The organism is Dehalococcoidia bacterium (assembly GCA_022449765.1).
Classification (GTDB): domain Bacteria; phylum Chloroflexota; class Dehalococcoidia; order Lucifugimonadales; family Australimonadaceae; genus UBA2963.
Genome location: JAKUPZ010000004.1, coordinates 21,407 through 36,189, shown reverse-complemented (window position 1 = coordinate 36,189; position 14,783 = coordinate 21,407). Strand labels below are relative to the sequence as shown.

Sequence of the window (14,783 nt, the reverse complement as noted above, 5' to 3'; positions counted from 1 at the left end):
AGTATACCGAGTCGAAAGCTTTGCTTCATCAACTTATATTGGGAGGGGCACCATGAAGGCTGTTAGGTTTCATGAATTTGGGGGGCCTGAAGTTCTAAAATACGAAGAAACGGAAACCCCTGTGATTTTGAATGGCGAACTCCTGGTAAAAGTTGGGGCTAGTGGAGTGAATTTTATCGATACGTACCAACGTACAGGGGCGTATAAGGTTGAATTACCCCATATTGCAGGGCAGGAGGCCGCAGGTGAAGTCATCGGAGTATCGGATGATGTTAATGGATTTGATGTAGGTGATCATGTTGCCTTCACAGGAACTCCTTTTGCTTATGCAGAATATATGAAAGTTCCTGCAGAAAAAGCAGTAAAATTACCACCTGGAGTTTCAGACCAGGAAGGGGCCGCTATCCTTCTTCAGGGTATGACTGCACATTATCTTGCAAATTCTACTTACCCATTACAAAAAGGGCAGACATGCCTTATCCATGCTGCCGCCGGCGGCGTTGGCTTGCTTCTAGTACAGATAGCAAAGATGCTTGGTGCTCAAGTCATTGGCACAGTTTCGACTGAAGAGAAAGCAGAATTAGCAAGGAGCGTCGGGGCAGATGAAATTATTCTTTATACAGAAAAAGATTTCACATCTGAAGTCAAACGAATAACAGGCGGAGAAGGCCTTCCTGTCGTATTCGATTCAGTGGGCAAAACTACTTTTGAGGGTAGTTTAAATTGCCTTGGTCATCGCGGATATATGGTTTTGTATGGCCAATCGAGTGGGCGAGTAGACCCGGTAGACCCTCAAATTCTTAACGCCAAGGGATCATTGTTTCTCACGAGGCCTTCGCTTAATAGCTACGCCCTTTCAAGAGAAGAGATTGAGTGGAGAGCGAATGATCTGTTTTCCTGGGTTGAGTCAGGCAAAATGAAAATCCACATTGATGGAGTTTTCCATCTTTCAGAAGCGGGCGAAGCACACACAAGATTAGAAGGTCGAAAGACGACTGGGAAAGTTGTTCTTACTCCTTAATCAAATAATTGGATCAAAGATGAAAGATCCATATCCCCCAATCCTTTTTCATGCGCTGCATTGAAAAGGGCTCTGGTTTTCGCTCCGATTGGCAAAGAAATGCCTAGTTCAGTAGCGACTTCCTCAATGAGACTTAGGTCTTTAATTAGAAGCCTAGTAGGAGTTAATGTACCGAAGTTTCGCGATATCATCATAGGTGCATTTCTGTTGAGCATATTGCTAGCGCCCCATGAACTTCCAAGGACTTCAAATAATTGCTGAGGATCGGCGCCTGCCGATTTACCAAATAGGTACGCTTCGCAAGCAGCCAAAGTATGGATCCCCACTAATAGTTGATTTGTTAACTTAGTTACGCTGCCTTGGCCTATTGCTCCCACATGGTGGATGGTCGACCCCATAGAATTAAGTATAGGTAAGGCTTGCTCGAAAGAATCTTTGGCACCACCCGCCATAATAGTTAATGTCCCATCTGTCGCCCTTGGAACCCCTCCGCTGATAGGTGCGTCTAAAAACCCTATTTGATTTTTCTGAGCGATAGTTCCAATTCGCCTTGCGAGTGCAGGGCCTATTGTGCTGTTCTCTACAAGAATTTGCCCATGTGTCGCGTGTTTCAATAGCCCATTAGCTCCAAAATAAATTTCTTCAGAGGCCGGCTCATCAGGAAGGCACGTACATATAATTTTTGCATTATTGGTTAAGTCGGAGATATTCGATGCTTCAGTTGCACCATGGCTAAGTAATTCATCGATAGGTAATCGTGAGCGTGACATAACAATAACTTCGTAACCCGCTTTTACTAGGTTGATTGACATCGGCTTGCCCATTCTCCCAAGCCCAATAAATCCAATTTTCATAGCGATACTTCCCCTGATTAATTATTTTAGATATATATAACAGTTTGACAGCTTCGTTGCCCTTTCGTAAGGTCTTATCGCTTATGTACGGAGGTTTACATGACTACAGGACAGTCACAAGCTAGCTATATTAGAACACCACAGTTTTATGATAATTGGATGGAAGCTCAGGGTATTCCAATTTACCGAGATTATTACATTGAAGATGGACGTACGATTGAACTTGGTTATTGGAAAGAACGTGGCCACAACGGTGCTTTTTTACAATTAGCCGGACAGGAAGGCGTATCTGAAGCTCGTATTACTGAAGTGCCTGCTGGTGGCACGATAAAGCCATTTAAAATGACTTTAGAGGACATTGTTTATGTTTTGAGCGGTAGAGGCGTTGCCACAGTTTGGAAAGACGGTGGCGAGAAGCACAGCTTTGAATGGACGGATCATGCGATGTTTCGCATACCCGGAAATTATTGGGTCGAATATGCGAGCATGTCTGGCGGCGAACCTGCGCGATTACTGCATTACAACAATATGCCTATTGCGATGTCAGCTGCCAAAGATGCAAGCATTTTTTTCAATACTCCCCTACAGCCACAGGAAGAACTTGTTTCTTCTGACGAATTTTATTCTGATGCCCTAGCGGTCGATAACGACCCTTCGGGCCGGGGGCAAGTTCGTCAATATTGGGTAGGAAACTTTTTCCCTGACATGCGTGCATGGGACCGATTGGTTCCATTTAAAGGCCGCGGTGCTGGTGGTACTACGGTCTTTGTGCAATACCCAGGTTCAGAGCTTACTGCACATATGTCAGTTTTCCCTGCAAAAACTTATAAAAAAGGACACAGGCATGGCCCAGCATACGTAATTGTTATTCCTGCTGGTGAAGGATTTTCGGTCATGTGGCCTGAAGGTAAAGACAAGGTTTATATCCCTTGGCACGAGGGTAGTATTTTCGTACCACCAAATCGATGGTTTCACCAACATTTTAATGTTGGTGAAGAGCCTGGGCGATACCTTGCATTTCACCCACTACCACAATTTACTGGGTTTATGGGCGAGAATGTTGATCGCTCGGGAGATCAATTTGAATACCACCAGGAGGCACCGGAAATCAGAGAAAGATTTGCCGCTGAACTAGCTAAGCGCGGGCTTGAAAGCGAAATGCCACCTGAATGCTACACCAACCCTGATTACCAGTTTGAAAACGAAAAGAGTTGATGGCAATAAAGCAAATAGAAAAAAGAGGCACTAAGTGCCTCTTTTTTCTATGCTGTTTTAATTGGCTGCTGATGGCAATTTAATTTCTGCTGCAGACGCATCTGCCTTCTTGAAGTCGTCATCATTGAAGCCATAGAGCCCTGCACCTCCAAGTAAAATGTCTTGTGCAGTTTTCCTTGATACGTTGCTCAGTAAATTTGTAGTTACAAACGGAAAACTTGAGTCGAAATGAGGGTAATCAGTACTAATAGCCATATTTTCAGCACCAATTAATGATGCAGTTGCCTCAATTTCTGGCTCGGACCCTTCTACACTAGCCCAGCAATTCCTTTGGAAATATTCCTTAGGAGTTAAAGATAAATACGGAGCATGTGAGTCCCGGTAATTTACGTAATCCCACTCAATTCGAGAGAGGAGGCCTGGCGCCCAAGAGTTATTAGCCTCTAAATATCCAACTCGTAAATTGGGGAAGAATTCAAATACTCCCCCTATTATCTGGGCCACCATAGCTTGCTGCATTTCTATCCAGTGACTGGCTACATGCCGGTAGAATCGATTTTCTCCGTACAAGGTGTTGAAATAAGAATTCCAAGCTCCTGTGCCTTCATGAAAACACCAGGCTACATTCAATTCTTCGTGTAGTGAGTAAAGCGGGTCCCAATAATTTGAATGCCAATAATGCCCATTTATAAGGTTTGGCCTAATAAAAGAGCCAACTGCGCCTAGCTCATTTACGCATCGTTTTAATTCTTGGCATGCAAGGGAAACATCGTGGATCGGCAGCATTGCAACCCATTTCATTTGGTTAGGGCTGCGCTGGGAAAAGTCATACATCCAATTGTTATATGCTTGTGATAACGCTAATGAGAGCGATGGATCCATGTTGTTTCTTCCCATAATGCTTAAGCAGCCCGTAGGGAACAATACTGCGATATCAATACCTTCCATAGGAAAGGCCATAAGCTGAGCTTCGTTGTCGTACTTCCTATCTATCGCGAACTGCAATCTACCTGTTCCAAAAGACCTTGATGCAGACAATTGTTGGCCTACCGAGGTAACTGTTGAGCCGCTTGCTTGAGGTACGTTTTTAGAACCACGCTTACGGTACTGCTGTAACTCCCCGTCCATTGAGGATGGTATTCCGTCGATAGTCCAATATCTTTGAAAATTTCCCTTGGCATTGACAGGGGCCGTGACTCTAGATTTGAAAGAAGGGTCTAAATATTGTTCAAATAAGTCACCTGGCTCTTGAACGTGCATATCACTATCTACAAATCGCAACCCGTCTTTCATATTCGCTTCTCCTAGTCCCTTATATCTTGTAAAAATAAGGATGTCGGGATCTCATGGCCAAGTTTTAGGTTTTTCGCTTTGTCGTAAACTACTTTCCCAACTGCCGCAAATTGCAGACCTTGATTGCCTGCATTCAAGTAAAGGGTAATATCCTCACTGGATGTCCTTCCCTCTACTGTTTGTGAAACTAGATCAGTAAAAGTCGGATATGTGGAAGAAGCAATTTGTTCCATCCTCAACTGAGATGAAGGTAAGCGATTCATTTCCTCTTCGTTTCCTGCGACAAATGCGACGGGACTATGCCCTCGTCCATACTGAATACGGGGATCTTCAGCTAGTTTGGCACCTCCAATTCCTTGGCGAATTACAACTTTAGCTCGATTAAAGGTAGTTTCATCCAACTCATACCCACCTAAGTTAGTAATATGCATGCCTGGTTCTAACCATTCTCCTTTAAGGACAGGCCTCATTGAATCTGTACAAGTGGACACGATGTCTGCTCCTCGTACCGCTGCTTCAGGGTCGTCTACGGGCTCAACTTCAATGTTTAATGAGTCCATCATTTCAGCTGCATAGGCTTCTCTGTTCTTTTTTGTAGGACTATAAACTCTTACTTTTTCGATTGGTCGTTCGTTACAGAAAGCTTTGAGGTATGTCCTCGCCATTCCTCCTGAACCAAGCATCCCTACAACCTTGGAATCTTCCCGGGCTAAATATCTTACTCCAAGCCCGCCTCCTGCCCCTACCCTGGCGTGCTGTAATTCCCCGTCGTTAATAATGGCTAAGGGCTCTCCATTTTGTGTACTGAAAAGCATTATCAATCCACAGTAGGTACCAGGCTCTACGCAATGTTTGTCCTCAGTCCAATTGCCATTTTCATCTTCTGGCCAAGAAACAATGTCGGATTTCATCCTAATGGCAAACACCCCTAAGTCTTTGCTAGCGCCTTCCATGGTGCCCCATCGGTAATAATCTTCGGTTCTTCCTGTTGGTACGTACATGTCAATTCGAGGGCGATGAATTGCTGCTCCATCTATTAATCCTCTAAATGCATCGTCCTGCGAGTTAATTGCTTCATCAATCGAAAGGACTCGTCTTACAACTTCGTTGTCGATAAATAACATAATTTCCCTCCATTTAAGCCAATCCAAAATCGGTCGTATAAAGATTTTCCAGCTGTTCTAGCTGAGTTTGAGTGAACGGCTCGTGCCCTACGCAGGATACAGCCTCGTTTATTTGGGTCAACTCCGAAAACCCAACAAGCACAGTTGAGACTTTAGGGTTCATCAGGGCAAACCTGATGGCAACCTGTGCCAGAGTTTCGGAGTCGTCTTTCTTTAGGAAATGCAGTGCATTTGCTCTTAACGCATTTTGCGCGTAGGAAGGGTCAGAGCTTGGCCCGCCTTGATTCAATTCATGAGGAGTAGCGTCACCCGATAGCGCACCTGCCTCAAGCACTCTTAAGATTACTGTTCCTATTCCTTTCTCAGACGCTTTACTTAAGATTTGCCCATAGTCATGTTGTGTAAAATTATCAGGCATGAAACGATCAGATGAAGGGTTCAAGATATTGTAAAAAACTAGAAGGGAATCAAACCTTCCTCGATCTGCGATCTCATGGTATGCAGCAGGATCACCTCCAAATGCACAAAAGCCGTAATAACGCAGCTTCCCTTCCTTTTTGAGTTCTTCAAAAGTTTCTTGGATCCCGGAATCACCAAGCATTTGCTCTGCGTCTAGTAAGGCGCCTATAGCCAAAGTTTTTCCTGGATCACGGCGAACTGTGACTCTGTTATGCAAATGAACTATGTCAAGATAGTCCAATCCCAATCGGGATAGACTCCGTTCTACCGACGCTCTAACAAACTTAGGTATGTCGGCTAATTCCTCTTCTTGAAGGGCGACTTTGGATCCAACTAATGGCCGGCTAGATAATTCTGAAAGTACCGGCCCTAAATTTTCTTCTGACCTACCCTGCCCATAAGTCGCAGCGGTATCAAAATAATTTATGCCGAGATCCATAGCGTGCTCAGCGGATTTAATTCGCTCTGCTTTTGAGCCCCAGATCATTAAACCTGCGGTATTACCGCATCCAAAACCAATCTCTGAAATTTGGATATCAGTGTTACCGAGCTGTCTGTATTTCATATTTTCTCCTGATGAGCCAATTCCTATAGCGCAGATTTTAAGTGTATTCCTTAAATTCAATAAAAACATATAGACCGGACATGCTATTCGTAAATAGAATTAGCTAAGCAAAACACAGGAGGCACCATGGCCCCTCAGTCTAAAACTACGACTATAGATAACCTTTCGGTTAATGCAATCAGATTTTTATCTATAGACGCTGTGCAAAAAGCAAACAGCGGCCATCCAGGAGCCCCTATGGGAGCGGCTCCTATGGCCTATACGCTATGGGATCGCTATTTGAAGCATAACCCCACTGACCCTAACTGGTTCAACCGAGATAGATTCGTACTGTCAGCAGGCCATGCGTCGATGTTGCTGTATTCATTGCTCCACTTAACAGGGTATGACTTATCCATCGACGATATTAAAGATTTCCGCCAATGGGGGAGTAAAACACCCGGGCACCCCGAATACGGCCTTACCCCAGGAGCAGAAATGACTACAGGGCCGCTTGGGCAAGGCTTTGCGCACGGAATTGGGATGGCTATTGCCGAGAAAATTTTGGCAGAGCATTATAACCGCCCTGACTGTCGTGTCATTGATCACTACACGTATGGAATTGTTTCTGATGGGGATTTGATGGAAGGAGTTGCTTCTGAGGCAGCATCTCTAGCGGGTACGCTTGGTTTAGGGAAATTAATTTACCTCTACGATGATAATGATATATCGATAGAAGGAAATACAGATATCACCTTCACTGAAGACGTGAGCAAACGATTTCAGTCCTATAATTGGCATGTTGTCGGCCCGATCAACGGAATGAATATTGAGGAAGTGGACAATGCTATTAGCCAGGCTCGCAAGGAAGATAGCCGTCCAAGTTTGATAATAGCGACAACAACTATCGGCTATGGCAGCCCTAACAAAGCAAATACTGGCGGAGTACATGGAGCTCCTTTAGGCGAGGAAGAAGTTGCTCTTACAAGGCAAAACTTAGACTGGGAGCATCTTCCGTTTGTGGTACCCGATGAAGTATCAGCACATATGCTTGAAGCCGTGGCAAGAGGGCAGAACGCTACCTCAGAATGGAATGAACTTTTAGTAAGGTATGAGGCTTTATATCCAAGTGAAGCAGGAAGCTTACGATTAGATATAGAAGGTAATGTTGAAGAAGCATGCTTTGAAAAATTGGATCAGTTATTTAATGAAGAAGAAAAGCCCTTAGCGACGAGAGAAGCTGGAGGGAGAATTATGAATCATATCTCCCAAAAATTGCATTCATTGGTAGGCGGTTCAGCTGACCTGGCTCCATCTACTAATACTTTGCTCAGTAAGCATGTTGAAATTGGAGCGGCAATCGAGCCTCACAACATGCATTTTGGCGTTCGAGAACACGCAATGGGTTCAATCGCAGGTGGAATGGCATTACACGGTGGAATGATTCCTTATACTGCCACGTTTCTTATCTTTTCAGATTACATGCGACCACCTATGAGACTTGCCGCACTAATGGGCCAAAGGGTTATATATGTGTTTACGCATGACTCAATTGCTTTAGGTGAAGATGGCCCTACCCATCAACCTGTTGAGCAGCTCATAGGATTAAGAGCAATTCCTAATATGACGGTTTTACGCCCAGCAGATGCCACTGAAACATCTTATGCTTGGAAAGCAGCATTGCTTAATAGAACTGGCCCAACTTCTATTGTATTGACACGGCAAGGTGTCCCGATCATTGACCGGCACAAGATGCCATCAGCAGAAGCTGTACTTAAGGGCGCCTATACGCTCTGGGAAAAGTCAGCTAACCCTGATGTGATATTAATTGCCACAGGCTCTGAAGTGCAATTAGCACTTACAGCTGCAATGACAGTTTCGGAGCAGGGTTTTTCAGCTCGTGTGGTATCGATGCCTTCATGGGAACTTTTTGAACAGCAGGGTAAAGACTACCAAGAGTCTGTTTTACCCACTTCAGTAACTGCACGTATATCTATTGAAGCAGCATGTACCTTGGGCTGGTCCAAGTATATTGGACCAAATGGCTATTCGATTGGAGTAGATACCTTCGGCGCATCTGCTCCGTTCAAAACCCTCTATGAAAAGTATGGGCTAACTGTAGAAAATATTATTCAAAAGATTGAGCACCTACTTGGACGGAAGTAATGACTCAGAGCAAACAACCTCAAGGCGCACAACTTGGTTCTTATTCACCACTCATAAATAGCACATTAAATGAGTTAGCTTCATCTAATTTAATCTCTCGAATTTGGGAGAAAGACGCTTCAGTTTGGCAAGGGGAAGCTGAGGATATTACCGGTCGCTTAGGATGGCTCAATGCAGCTAACTACATGGGTGAAAATATTCTGGCCCTTAATGATTTTGCAAAAAAAGTGAAATTGTTGGGTTTAAAGAATATTGTTTTGATTGGGATGGGAGGTAGCAGCTTAGGCCCATATGTGATCAGTAAAATTATACCGTCCCTTTCTAAAGGCCAATCATTTAACGTTCTAGACTCTACGGCACCTGATGCCATTAAAAGAACTTTAGATGATATTGAAATCGCTCATTCTCTTTTTCTCGTTTCTTCTAAATCTGGAGACACTTCGGAATCAATGGCTCTTTATAAATTCTTTTGGAAAAAAACATGTGACGCCGTAGGTTTCGAAAATGCTGGTCAACATTTTGTTGCTATAACTGATCAGGGAACTCCGCTTGCTAGATTGGCTATTGATCGAAAATTCCTTCGCTTGTTTGAAAATGATTCAAATATTGGAGGCCGGTTCTCAGTGACTTCATACTTTGGGTTTGTTCCCGCTGTTCTTACAGGGCTCAACTGCAACGAACTACATGCAAGAATTGCTCATATGTCCAAGCGTTGTGAGCCTAGTGTTGGAATTCGAAATAACCCTGGTGGTTGGTTGGGGGCCGCGCTCGCAGCATTGTATAGTGAAGGTAGAGATAAAATTACACTAATTGCGTCCGATAGCGTTGCGCCTTTTCCTTTATGGATTGAACAACTACTTGCCGAAAGTATTGGCAAGTCTAATAAGGGTGTGATTCCAGTAGTCGACGAACCTTTGCTCGAGCCTAATATTTATGGCGACGACCGGGTCTTTGTATATATAAGGATGCATGGTGATGAGAACGCCGTGAAGGATGTTGCAATCGAGCGTATTAATGGATATGGCCATCCTGTGATAACTATTCAGCTAGAAGACAATTACGATATTGGTGCTGAATTTTTCAGATGGCAAATGGCGACAGCTGTATTAGGGCATATGCTTGGGGTCAATCCTTTTGATCAGCCAGATGTACAATCAGCGAAAGATGCGACAGTAAATGAGATTTTGAAGTTGGGTAGTGAGGTTACGAAGCCTATTTATGATAAGCCTTCTGATTTAGCTTCCCTACTCGAAGATGCTCGAGCAGGGAATTATTTCTCAATACTAGCCTATGTCAGCGAAACAGAAGGAGTGAAAACTTCACTGCAAATACTGCGAGAGCGGATAGCGATAAACAAGAAGCTTACAACTACTCTTGCATATGGGCCTCGGTACTTGCATTCTACCGGTCAACTGCATAAAGGCGGCCCAAATAGCGGAGTATTTCTGTTACTAGTTTCAGATCCAATTGATGCTCTTCCCATCCCTACTGAAGATTATGGTTTTCATGACTTGTTGTTGGCTCAAATGCGTGGAGATTTATCAGCCCTGCAAAAATTAGAGCGAAAAGTAGTATGCATTAATTTGGGTTCTGACCCTGAAGCCGGTGTTTTGCGCTTACTCGCAAGTAATCTATTTTAATCATAATAGACTACTTCATATAAGCTAAACAAACATAAAACTAATTAGAGAAATACAGTCGGTCTGGATTGGACACAAGAATTTTCTTCAATAACGCTTCCTCGTCTGTGTACATGCCTAATAAATCTACAAGGTGTCCATCATTGGGCATATTCTTTACATTAGGATGGGGGAAATCAGTACCCCATAAAACTCGATCAGGCGCAGTTGAGATAAGCTTTTGCGCAAATGGAATTGCATCATAAAATGGAGGTCCGTCTGCAGAAATTCTTTCCCCTCCACATATTTTCACCCAAGCATTCTCATGTCGCATCAAATCTATCAATTGAACAAAAGGCTCTTGCGCTAAACCTTCATTAGCTTTTACCCGTGCCATATGGTCGATTACAAATGGCACTGGTAGGGATAACAATAATGGGGATAGCTCGACAATATCTTGTGCATCAAGATGAACAACAAGATGCCAACCCATAGCAGCTATCCTATCAGCCATTCGCTTTACGGTTGCTTCTTCAGGAACGCTTTCCAAATGCTTCACGAAATTGAAGCGGACAGCCCTGATTCCACCATCATGGTAACGCTGCAGCTCTGAATCAGATATAGAAGGTTCAACTATAGATGTTCCTCTGTACTTGCCATTGGATGAAGCTATCGCATCCAATGTCGCGTCCATGTATGTTCCATGGCAGCTGGCATGAACAATGACCGCACGATCAATCCCGATATGATCATGCAGCTTTTTGAGGTCGTCTTTGGAAGCATCTGGAGGCGTATACGATCGATTTGGATGATAAGGGAATTTCTCTGCAGGGCCAAATATATGGCAATGTGCGTCACAGGAACCTTCTGGAAGCATTAAATTTGGTTTTATAGGATTTGGGTCGGGTCCTGCTATAAGATTTATTGGTTTATCCATCGGAATTCCTCAATTATTTTCCATCCCAGACATCAGATGGTATATAAACATTACCTTCCATGATTTTTCGTGCGGTACGGAGTAACGCTGCACGCCGTACATTTGGGACGCCCTTCTCTGTCTCTACTTGGAGCTCAACTGAGAAATACCCAGTAGGGTGCTCGAGTTCAAGCATTTTCCTGCCCCCATCTGGAAGTACAGCATATTCATATGCTGTTGTCCCAGGCAAAACGGCAGCTGTGGCTACAGTAACTGCAGCTAGAACGCCAATCGACGCGTGTGCAACCTTTGGAATGAAGGATCTAGTGCATATAGCTCCGCCTGCGACTGGGGGTGCTAACAAAAACATTTTAGGTACAACGTTGTCTGTGACATCCCCTAAATTCATAAGATGCCCAGCTTGCAAGCGTATTGCTTCTAAGCGCTCTTTTAAGTCCGTATCATTGTTAAGTTCGTCACGCGTCTCATAACCGGTTCGACCTAAGTCGGTTGCTCGCATAGCTACAACTGGCATTCCATTGTCCATTAAAGAGCAGTCCACTCCATTTATCTTGTCGATATAATTACCAGTTGGAAATAATGCACCACAAAATGAACCTGCTGTATCTTCAACGTCTATCATTATTGGAGCAGAAGTACCTGGGACACCATCGATCCGTGCATCACCGTTATAACTGACAGTTTTGTTTGGTGTCATTACACGTGCAATAGCACGATCACCAGAATTAACCATATGGATACGAACTTCTGTCTCTCCTTCGTTGGCAGCGAGAAATCCCTGCTCTAAGGCAAATGGACCGATGCCTGCAAGCATGTTGCCGCAATTTGGGCTTACGTCTACAACCGCCTCGTTGACTACCACCTGTGCAAATAAATAATCAACATCACAATCATCCCTAGTTGAAGGGCTGACAATTGCAACTTTACTGGTTAGAGGGTCCGCACCACCAAGGCCATCAATTTGACGGTTGTCGGGTGAACCCATAACAGACAGTAATACCTGATCTCGAAGATTTTGCTCTTGGGGGAGGTCCGACGCTAGAAAAAATGGCCCTCTTGAAGTCCCGCCTCGCATGAAGACACACGGAATCGATGTTTGCATTTAATTCCTCAATATCTGATTTTAGGTACGGCTTTGTAAAGAATGGTATTTGAATTTTGCGCGTGCATCATCCAATCTCCCACCTTTGCCAATTTCATTACGTATTCTTTCTTCGGCTTCTTCAATCTCTTTTGCAGCTTGTAATACTGCCTGCTCATGTTCTTTGGCAATTACCAAAACCCCATCTCCGTCGCCAAGCAGCAAATCTCCTGGTTCTACCCGAACTTCTCCCAATGAAACTGGTTCTTGGTAAGCATCGGCACGTACTCTATCTTTGCCGGTCCGCATATAGGTACCTCTTGAAAAAATTGGGTAATTAACTTTTAATGCTCTGTTTGAATCACGGCAAACACCATGAATTACAGTACCACCTAAATTATTTCGATTAGCCATTGTAGTGAGAATGTCGCCCCATACTGTAGCGTCTAATCGTCCTCCATTATCAATGACCACAATACCTCCAGGGGCCACTTCATCAATGTAATCACCTACACTCTCACCTTTGTGCCCAGCAGTCATTGGCTCGTTGCGAACCGTGTGTGCACGACCACAAAGAGTAAACTCACGATCAATGGGGCGAATGCCAAATACTTGGCCACCTAACCCAAGCCTATCCAATGCATCACTTACCGGGGTTGTACCCAACTGTGCGAATGCCTGTACTACCGGATCATTAGGATCAATATAACCTGCCATGTCACCTGCTCTCTTAATTAATTTTTACTCAGTATTATCCTGGCTAGGAAAGAGTGCATTATGCGGAGTCGTCAGTCAAGCTTACTTCTTCAAATTAACCCTTTTGCATAACTCTTCTATATTTTCGCTCCATGCTATTCGGCTATCACTTTTTTTAAACCAATTATCCTGCGCCCGAACAAGGCGGTGAGTAGCGGCTTTAGTTTTTTCCAAGGCTTCTTCATAAGTTGTTATCCCTTGTATATATGATGCTATTTCCCTGTAGCCCGCGCTTGAAAACGAAGGTAATTTAGTCGTATAGCCATATGACAGTAGCGATTCGATTTCTGCTACCCAACCATTTTCAACCATGCTGATAAGTCGATCGTTGATCCTCTTGTAAAGATCTAATCTGTTGATATTGATTCCAGAAATTTGAAATCGGTATGATGGAGGGGCTTGTTTCCGAAGCGTTGAAAAGGGTACACCGGTATGCTCCCAAACCTCTAGCGCTCTAATTATTCGCCTGGTGTTTGATGAATCTATAATTGCGCGCGCGCCCGGATCTATACTTAATAGCTTTTTATACAACGCCTCGCTACCATTTTCATTGACAAAGGATTCATAGTTTTTTCGAAGGGTTTTATTGGGCGGTATAGCTGGTATTTGCCATCCTTCAATTAAGCCCCATAAATACTGCCCTGTTCCGCCAACAACGACAGGTGTTATGTTCCGTGAAAGAATTTCTGTGATTTTCTCTCTGGCGATTTCAAGAAATTGCGCGATACTGAACGAGCCATCTGGCTCTATTATGTCAAAAAGATGATGCGGAACTAACGACTGCTGTTGCAATGTTGGCTTTGCTGTACCGATGGAAAGCCATTTGTATACTTGCCTACTATCTGCGTTAATGATTTCTATTGAAGATGAATGCCTTAAATTTAGCGCAGCCTCAGTTTTGCCTGTACCAGTGGGGCCAACGATAAAAACGACATCAGGAGAGTCCATCTTAAATCGAAGAAAAAGCCTTAATTATATTCAAAAACTCTTCAGCCTTTAGGCTTGCACCCCCAACTAAAGCACCGTCTATATCTTCTTGAGATGCGATTGATTCTGCATTAGCAGCATTGACACTGCCTCCATAAAGAATTCGGATTTGTGAAGCGGTGAAATCATTTGAAATGGACTTTAAGCAATCGCGGATATGGGCAATCATTTGCTGGGCAATTTCTGGCGTGGCAGCTTTGCCGGTACCAATTGCCCAAACGGGCTCGTAAGCAACCGTTATTTGCTGCATCTTATTTGTTGGTATTGCGCTAAGAGAAGATTTAATTTGAGCTTCGATAACGCTATAAGCTAAGTCCGAATCTCTTTGTTCAAGGGTCTCACCAACGCAAAAAATTGGTGAAATCCCAAGTTCAAGTGATTTACTAACTTTGGCGCCAATAAATTTGTCATCCTCCGCAAATAACTGACGCCTTTCAGAGTGCCCGAGAATTACATAATCACAGAGTTCTGCAATCATTTCTGGTGGGGTTTCGCCAGTAAACGCTCCTGACGATTCGGCATGTAAATTCTGCGCACCTATTTTGACATATGAATTTTGGCATAATTCCTTGACGGTTTTTAGCGTTGGAAATGGAGGGCAAATAACGCTTATGGTATTACTATTGCCAGTATCCTGAGAGACTATTTCATGTGCTAACGCATAAGATTCATCAAGTGTACTCGGATTCATTTTCCAATTACCTGCTACTATAGGAACGCGCATATC

Annotated in this window: 13 protein-coding genes; 4 read left to right on the top strand and 9 right to left on the bottom strand. The window is 43.8% G+C overall.

All coding sequences use genetic code 11. The features are described 5' to 3' along the window. Positions 1 to 52: 52 nt before the first annotated feature. Complete coding sequence (locus tag MK127_02735) at positions 53 to 1,021, top strand: quinone oxidoreductase (protein MCH2531714.1); 969 nt, start codon at positions 53 to 55, stop codon at positions 1,019 to 1,021. On the opposite strand, the gene MK127_02730 is transcribed toward MK127_02735, so the two are convergent. Beyond that, positions 1,018 to 1,875, bottom strand: coding sequence for an NAD(P)-dependent oxidoreductase (locus tag MK127_02730; protein MCH2531713.1), 858 nt, complete (start codon positions 1,873 to 1,875; stop codon positions 1,018 to 1,020). The genes MK127_02735 and MK127_02730 overlap by 4 nt on opposite strands. Before the next feature lie 99 nt (positions 1,876 to 1,974). Here MK127_02730 and MK127_02725 point away from each other — a divergent pair, with 99 nt between their 5' ends. Continuing rightward, a complete protein-coding gene (locus MK127_02725; GenBank protein MCH2531712.1) occupies positions 1,975 to 3,090 on the top strand; it encodes a cupin domain-containing protein in 1,116 nt (371 codons plus the stop codon). Positions 3,091 to 3,147: 57 nt separating this feature from the next. Here MK127_02725 and MK127_02720 read toward each other — a convergent pair whose 3' ends face one another. Genes MK127_02720 through MK127_02710 form a run of 3 tightly spaced genes read right to left on the bottom strand, consistent with a single transcriptional unit; the run spans position 3,148 to position 6,531 of the window. Beyond that, positions 3,148 to 4,383, bottom strand: coding sequence for an amidohydrolase family protein (locus MK127_02720; GenBank protein MCH2531711.1), 1,236 nt, complete (start codon positions 4,381 to 4,383; stop codon positions 3,148 to 3,150). Positions 4,384 to 4,394: 11 nt separating this feature from the next. Next, positions 4,395 to 5,507 (bottom strand): ornithine cyclodeaminase family protein, encoded by a 1,113-nt coding sequence (locus tag MK127_02715; protein ID MCH2531710.1) that lies wholly within the window; start codon positions 5,505 to 5,507, stop codon positions 4,395 to 4,397. A gap of 13 nt (positions 5,508 to 5,520) precedes the next feature. Beyond that, complete coding sequence (locus tag MK127_02710) at positions 5,521 to 6,531, bottom strand: aldo/keto reductase (GenBank protein ID MCH2531709.1); 1,011 nt, start codon at positions 6,529 to 6,531, stop codon at positions 5,521 to 5,523. Between the two features lie 126 nt (positions 6,532 to 6,657). Here MK127_02710 and tkt point away from each other — a divergent pair, with 126 nt between their 5' ends. Together tkt and MK127_02700 are read left to right on the top strand one after the other, a co-directional pair. Beyond that, positions 6,658 to 8,676 (top strand): transketolase, encoded by a 2,019-nt coding sequence (gene tkt / locus MK127_02705; GenBank protein MCH2531708.1) that lies wholly within the window; start codon positions 6,658 to 6,660, stop codon positions 8,674 to 8,676. Further along, positions 8,676 to 10,316 carry a glucose-6-phosphate isomerase gene (locus MK127_02700; protein MCH2531707.1) on the top strand — a complete coding sequence of 547 codons (1,641 nt, stop codon included), beginning with the start codon at positions 8,676 to 8,678 and terminating at the stop codon, positions 10,314 to 10,316. Before tkt ends, MK127_02700 begins: the two co-directional genes overlap by 1 nt. 40 nt (positions 10,317 to 10,356) lie before the next feature. Here MK127_02700 and MK127_02695 read toward each other — a convergent pair whose 3' ends face one another. From MK127_02695 to tpiA, 5 genes are all read right to left on the bottom strand, one after another. Next, positions 10,357 to 11,232: an amidohydrolase family protein gene (locus MK127_02695; protein ID MCH2531706.1), complete on the bottom strand. Its 876-nt coding sequence runs from the start codon at positions 11,230 to 11,232 to the stop codon at positions 10,357 to 10,359. Between the two features lie 13 nt (positions 11,233 to 11,245). Further along, positions 11,246 to 12,334, bottom strand: a complete 1,089-nt coding sequence (locus MK127_02690; GenBank protein ID MCH2531705.1) for a 4-oxalomesaconate tautomerase — start codon at positions 12,332 to 12,334, stop codon at positions 11,246 to 11,248. 21 nt (positions 12,335 to 12,355) lie between these two features. After that, positions 12,356 to 13,030, bottom strand: coding sequence for an RraA family protein (locus MK127_02685; GenBank protein ID MCH2531704.1), 675 nt, complete (start codon positions 13,028 to 13,030; stop codon positions 12,356 to 12,358). Positions 13,031 to 13,111: 81 nt separating this feature from the next. Continuing rightward, positions 13,112 to 14,017, bottom strand: coding sequence for a tRNA (adenosine(37)-N6)-dimethylallyltransferase MiaA (miaA, locus tag MK127_02680; GenBank protein MCH2531703.1), 906 nt, complete (start codon positions 14,015 to 14,017; stop codon positions 13,112 to 13,114). A gap of 1 nt (position 14,018) precedes the next feature. Beyond that, complete coding sequence (gene tpiA / locus MK127_02675) at positions 14,019 to 14,780, bottom strand: triose-phosphate isomerase (GenBank protein MCH2531702.1); 762 nt, start codon at positions 14,778 to 14,780, stop codon at positions 14,019 to 14,021. Between the last annotated feature and the right edge of the window lie 3 nt (positions 14,781 to 14,783).

What these genes read in the sequence shown, in the direction of transcription:
- MK127_02735 (MCH2531714.1), top strand. Translation starts at nt 53, where the DNA reads ATGAAGGCTGTTAGGTTTCATGAATTTGGGGGGCCTGAAGTTCTAAAA.
- MK127_02710 (MCH2531709.1), bottom strand. Translation starts at nt 6,531, where the DNA reads ATGAAATACAGACAGCTCGGTAACACTGATATCCAAATTTCAGAGATT.
- MK127_02695 (MCH2531706.1), bottom strand. Translation starts at nt 11,232, where the DNA reads ATGGATAAACCAATAAATCTTATAGCAGGACCCGACCCAAATCCTATA.
- MK127_02700 (MCH2531707.1), top strand. Translation starts at nt 8,676, where the DNA reads ATGACTCAGAGCAAACAACCTCAAGGCGCACAACTTGGTTCTTATTCA.
- MK127_02720 (MCH2531711.1), bottom strand. Translation starts at nt 4,383, where the DNA reads ATGAAAGACGGGTTGCGATTTGTAGATAGTGATATGCACGTTCAAGAG.
- MK127_02690 (MCH2531705.1), bottom strand. Translation starts at nt 12,334, where the DNA reads ATGCAAACATCGATTCCGTGTGTCTTCATGCGAGGCGGGACTTCAAGA.
- MK127_02730 (MCH2531713.1), bottom strand. Translation starts at nt 1,875, where the DNA reads ATGAAAATTGGATTTATTGGGCTTGGGAGAATGGGCAAGCCGATGTCA.
- miaA (MCH2531703.1), bottom strand. Translation starts at nt 14,017, where the DNA reads ATGGACTCTCCTGATGTCGTTTTTATCGTTGGCCCCACTGGTACAGGC.
- tkt (MCH2531708.1), top strand. Translation starts at nt 6,658, where the DNA reads ATGGCCCCTCAGTCTAAAACTACGACTATAGATAACCTTTCGGTTAAT.
- MK127_02725 (MCH2531712.1), top strand. Translation starts at nt 1,975, where the DNA reads ATGACTACAGGACAGTCACAAGCTAGCTATATTAGAACACCACAGTTT.
- MK127_02685 (MCH2531704.1), bottom strand. Translation starts at nt 13,030, where the DNA reads ATGGCAGGTTATATTGATCCTAATGATCCGGTAGTACAGGCATTCGCA.
- MK127_02715 (MCH2531710.1), bottom strand. Translation starts at nt 5,507, where the DNA reads ATGTTATTTATCGACAACGAAGTTGTAAGACGAGTCCTTTCGATTGAT.
- tpiA (MCH2531702.1), bottom strand. Translation starts at nt 14,780, where the DNA reads ATGCGCGTTCCTATAGTAGCAGGTAATTGGAAAATGAATCCGAGTACA.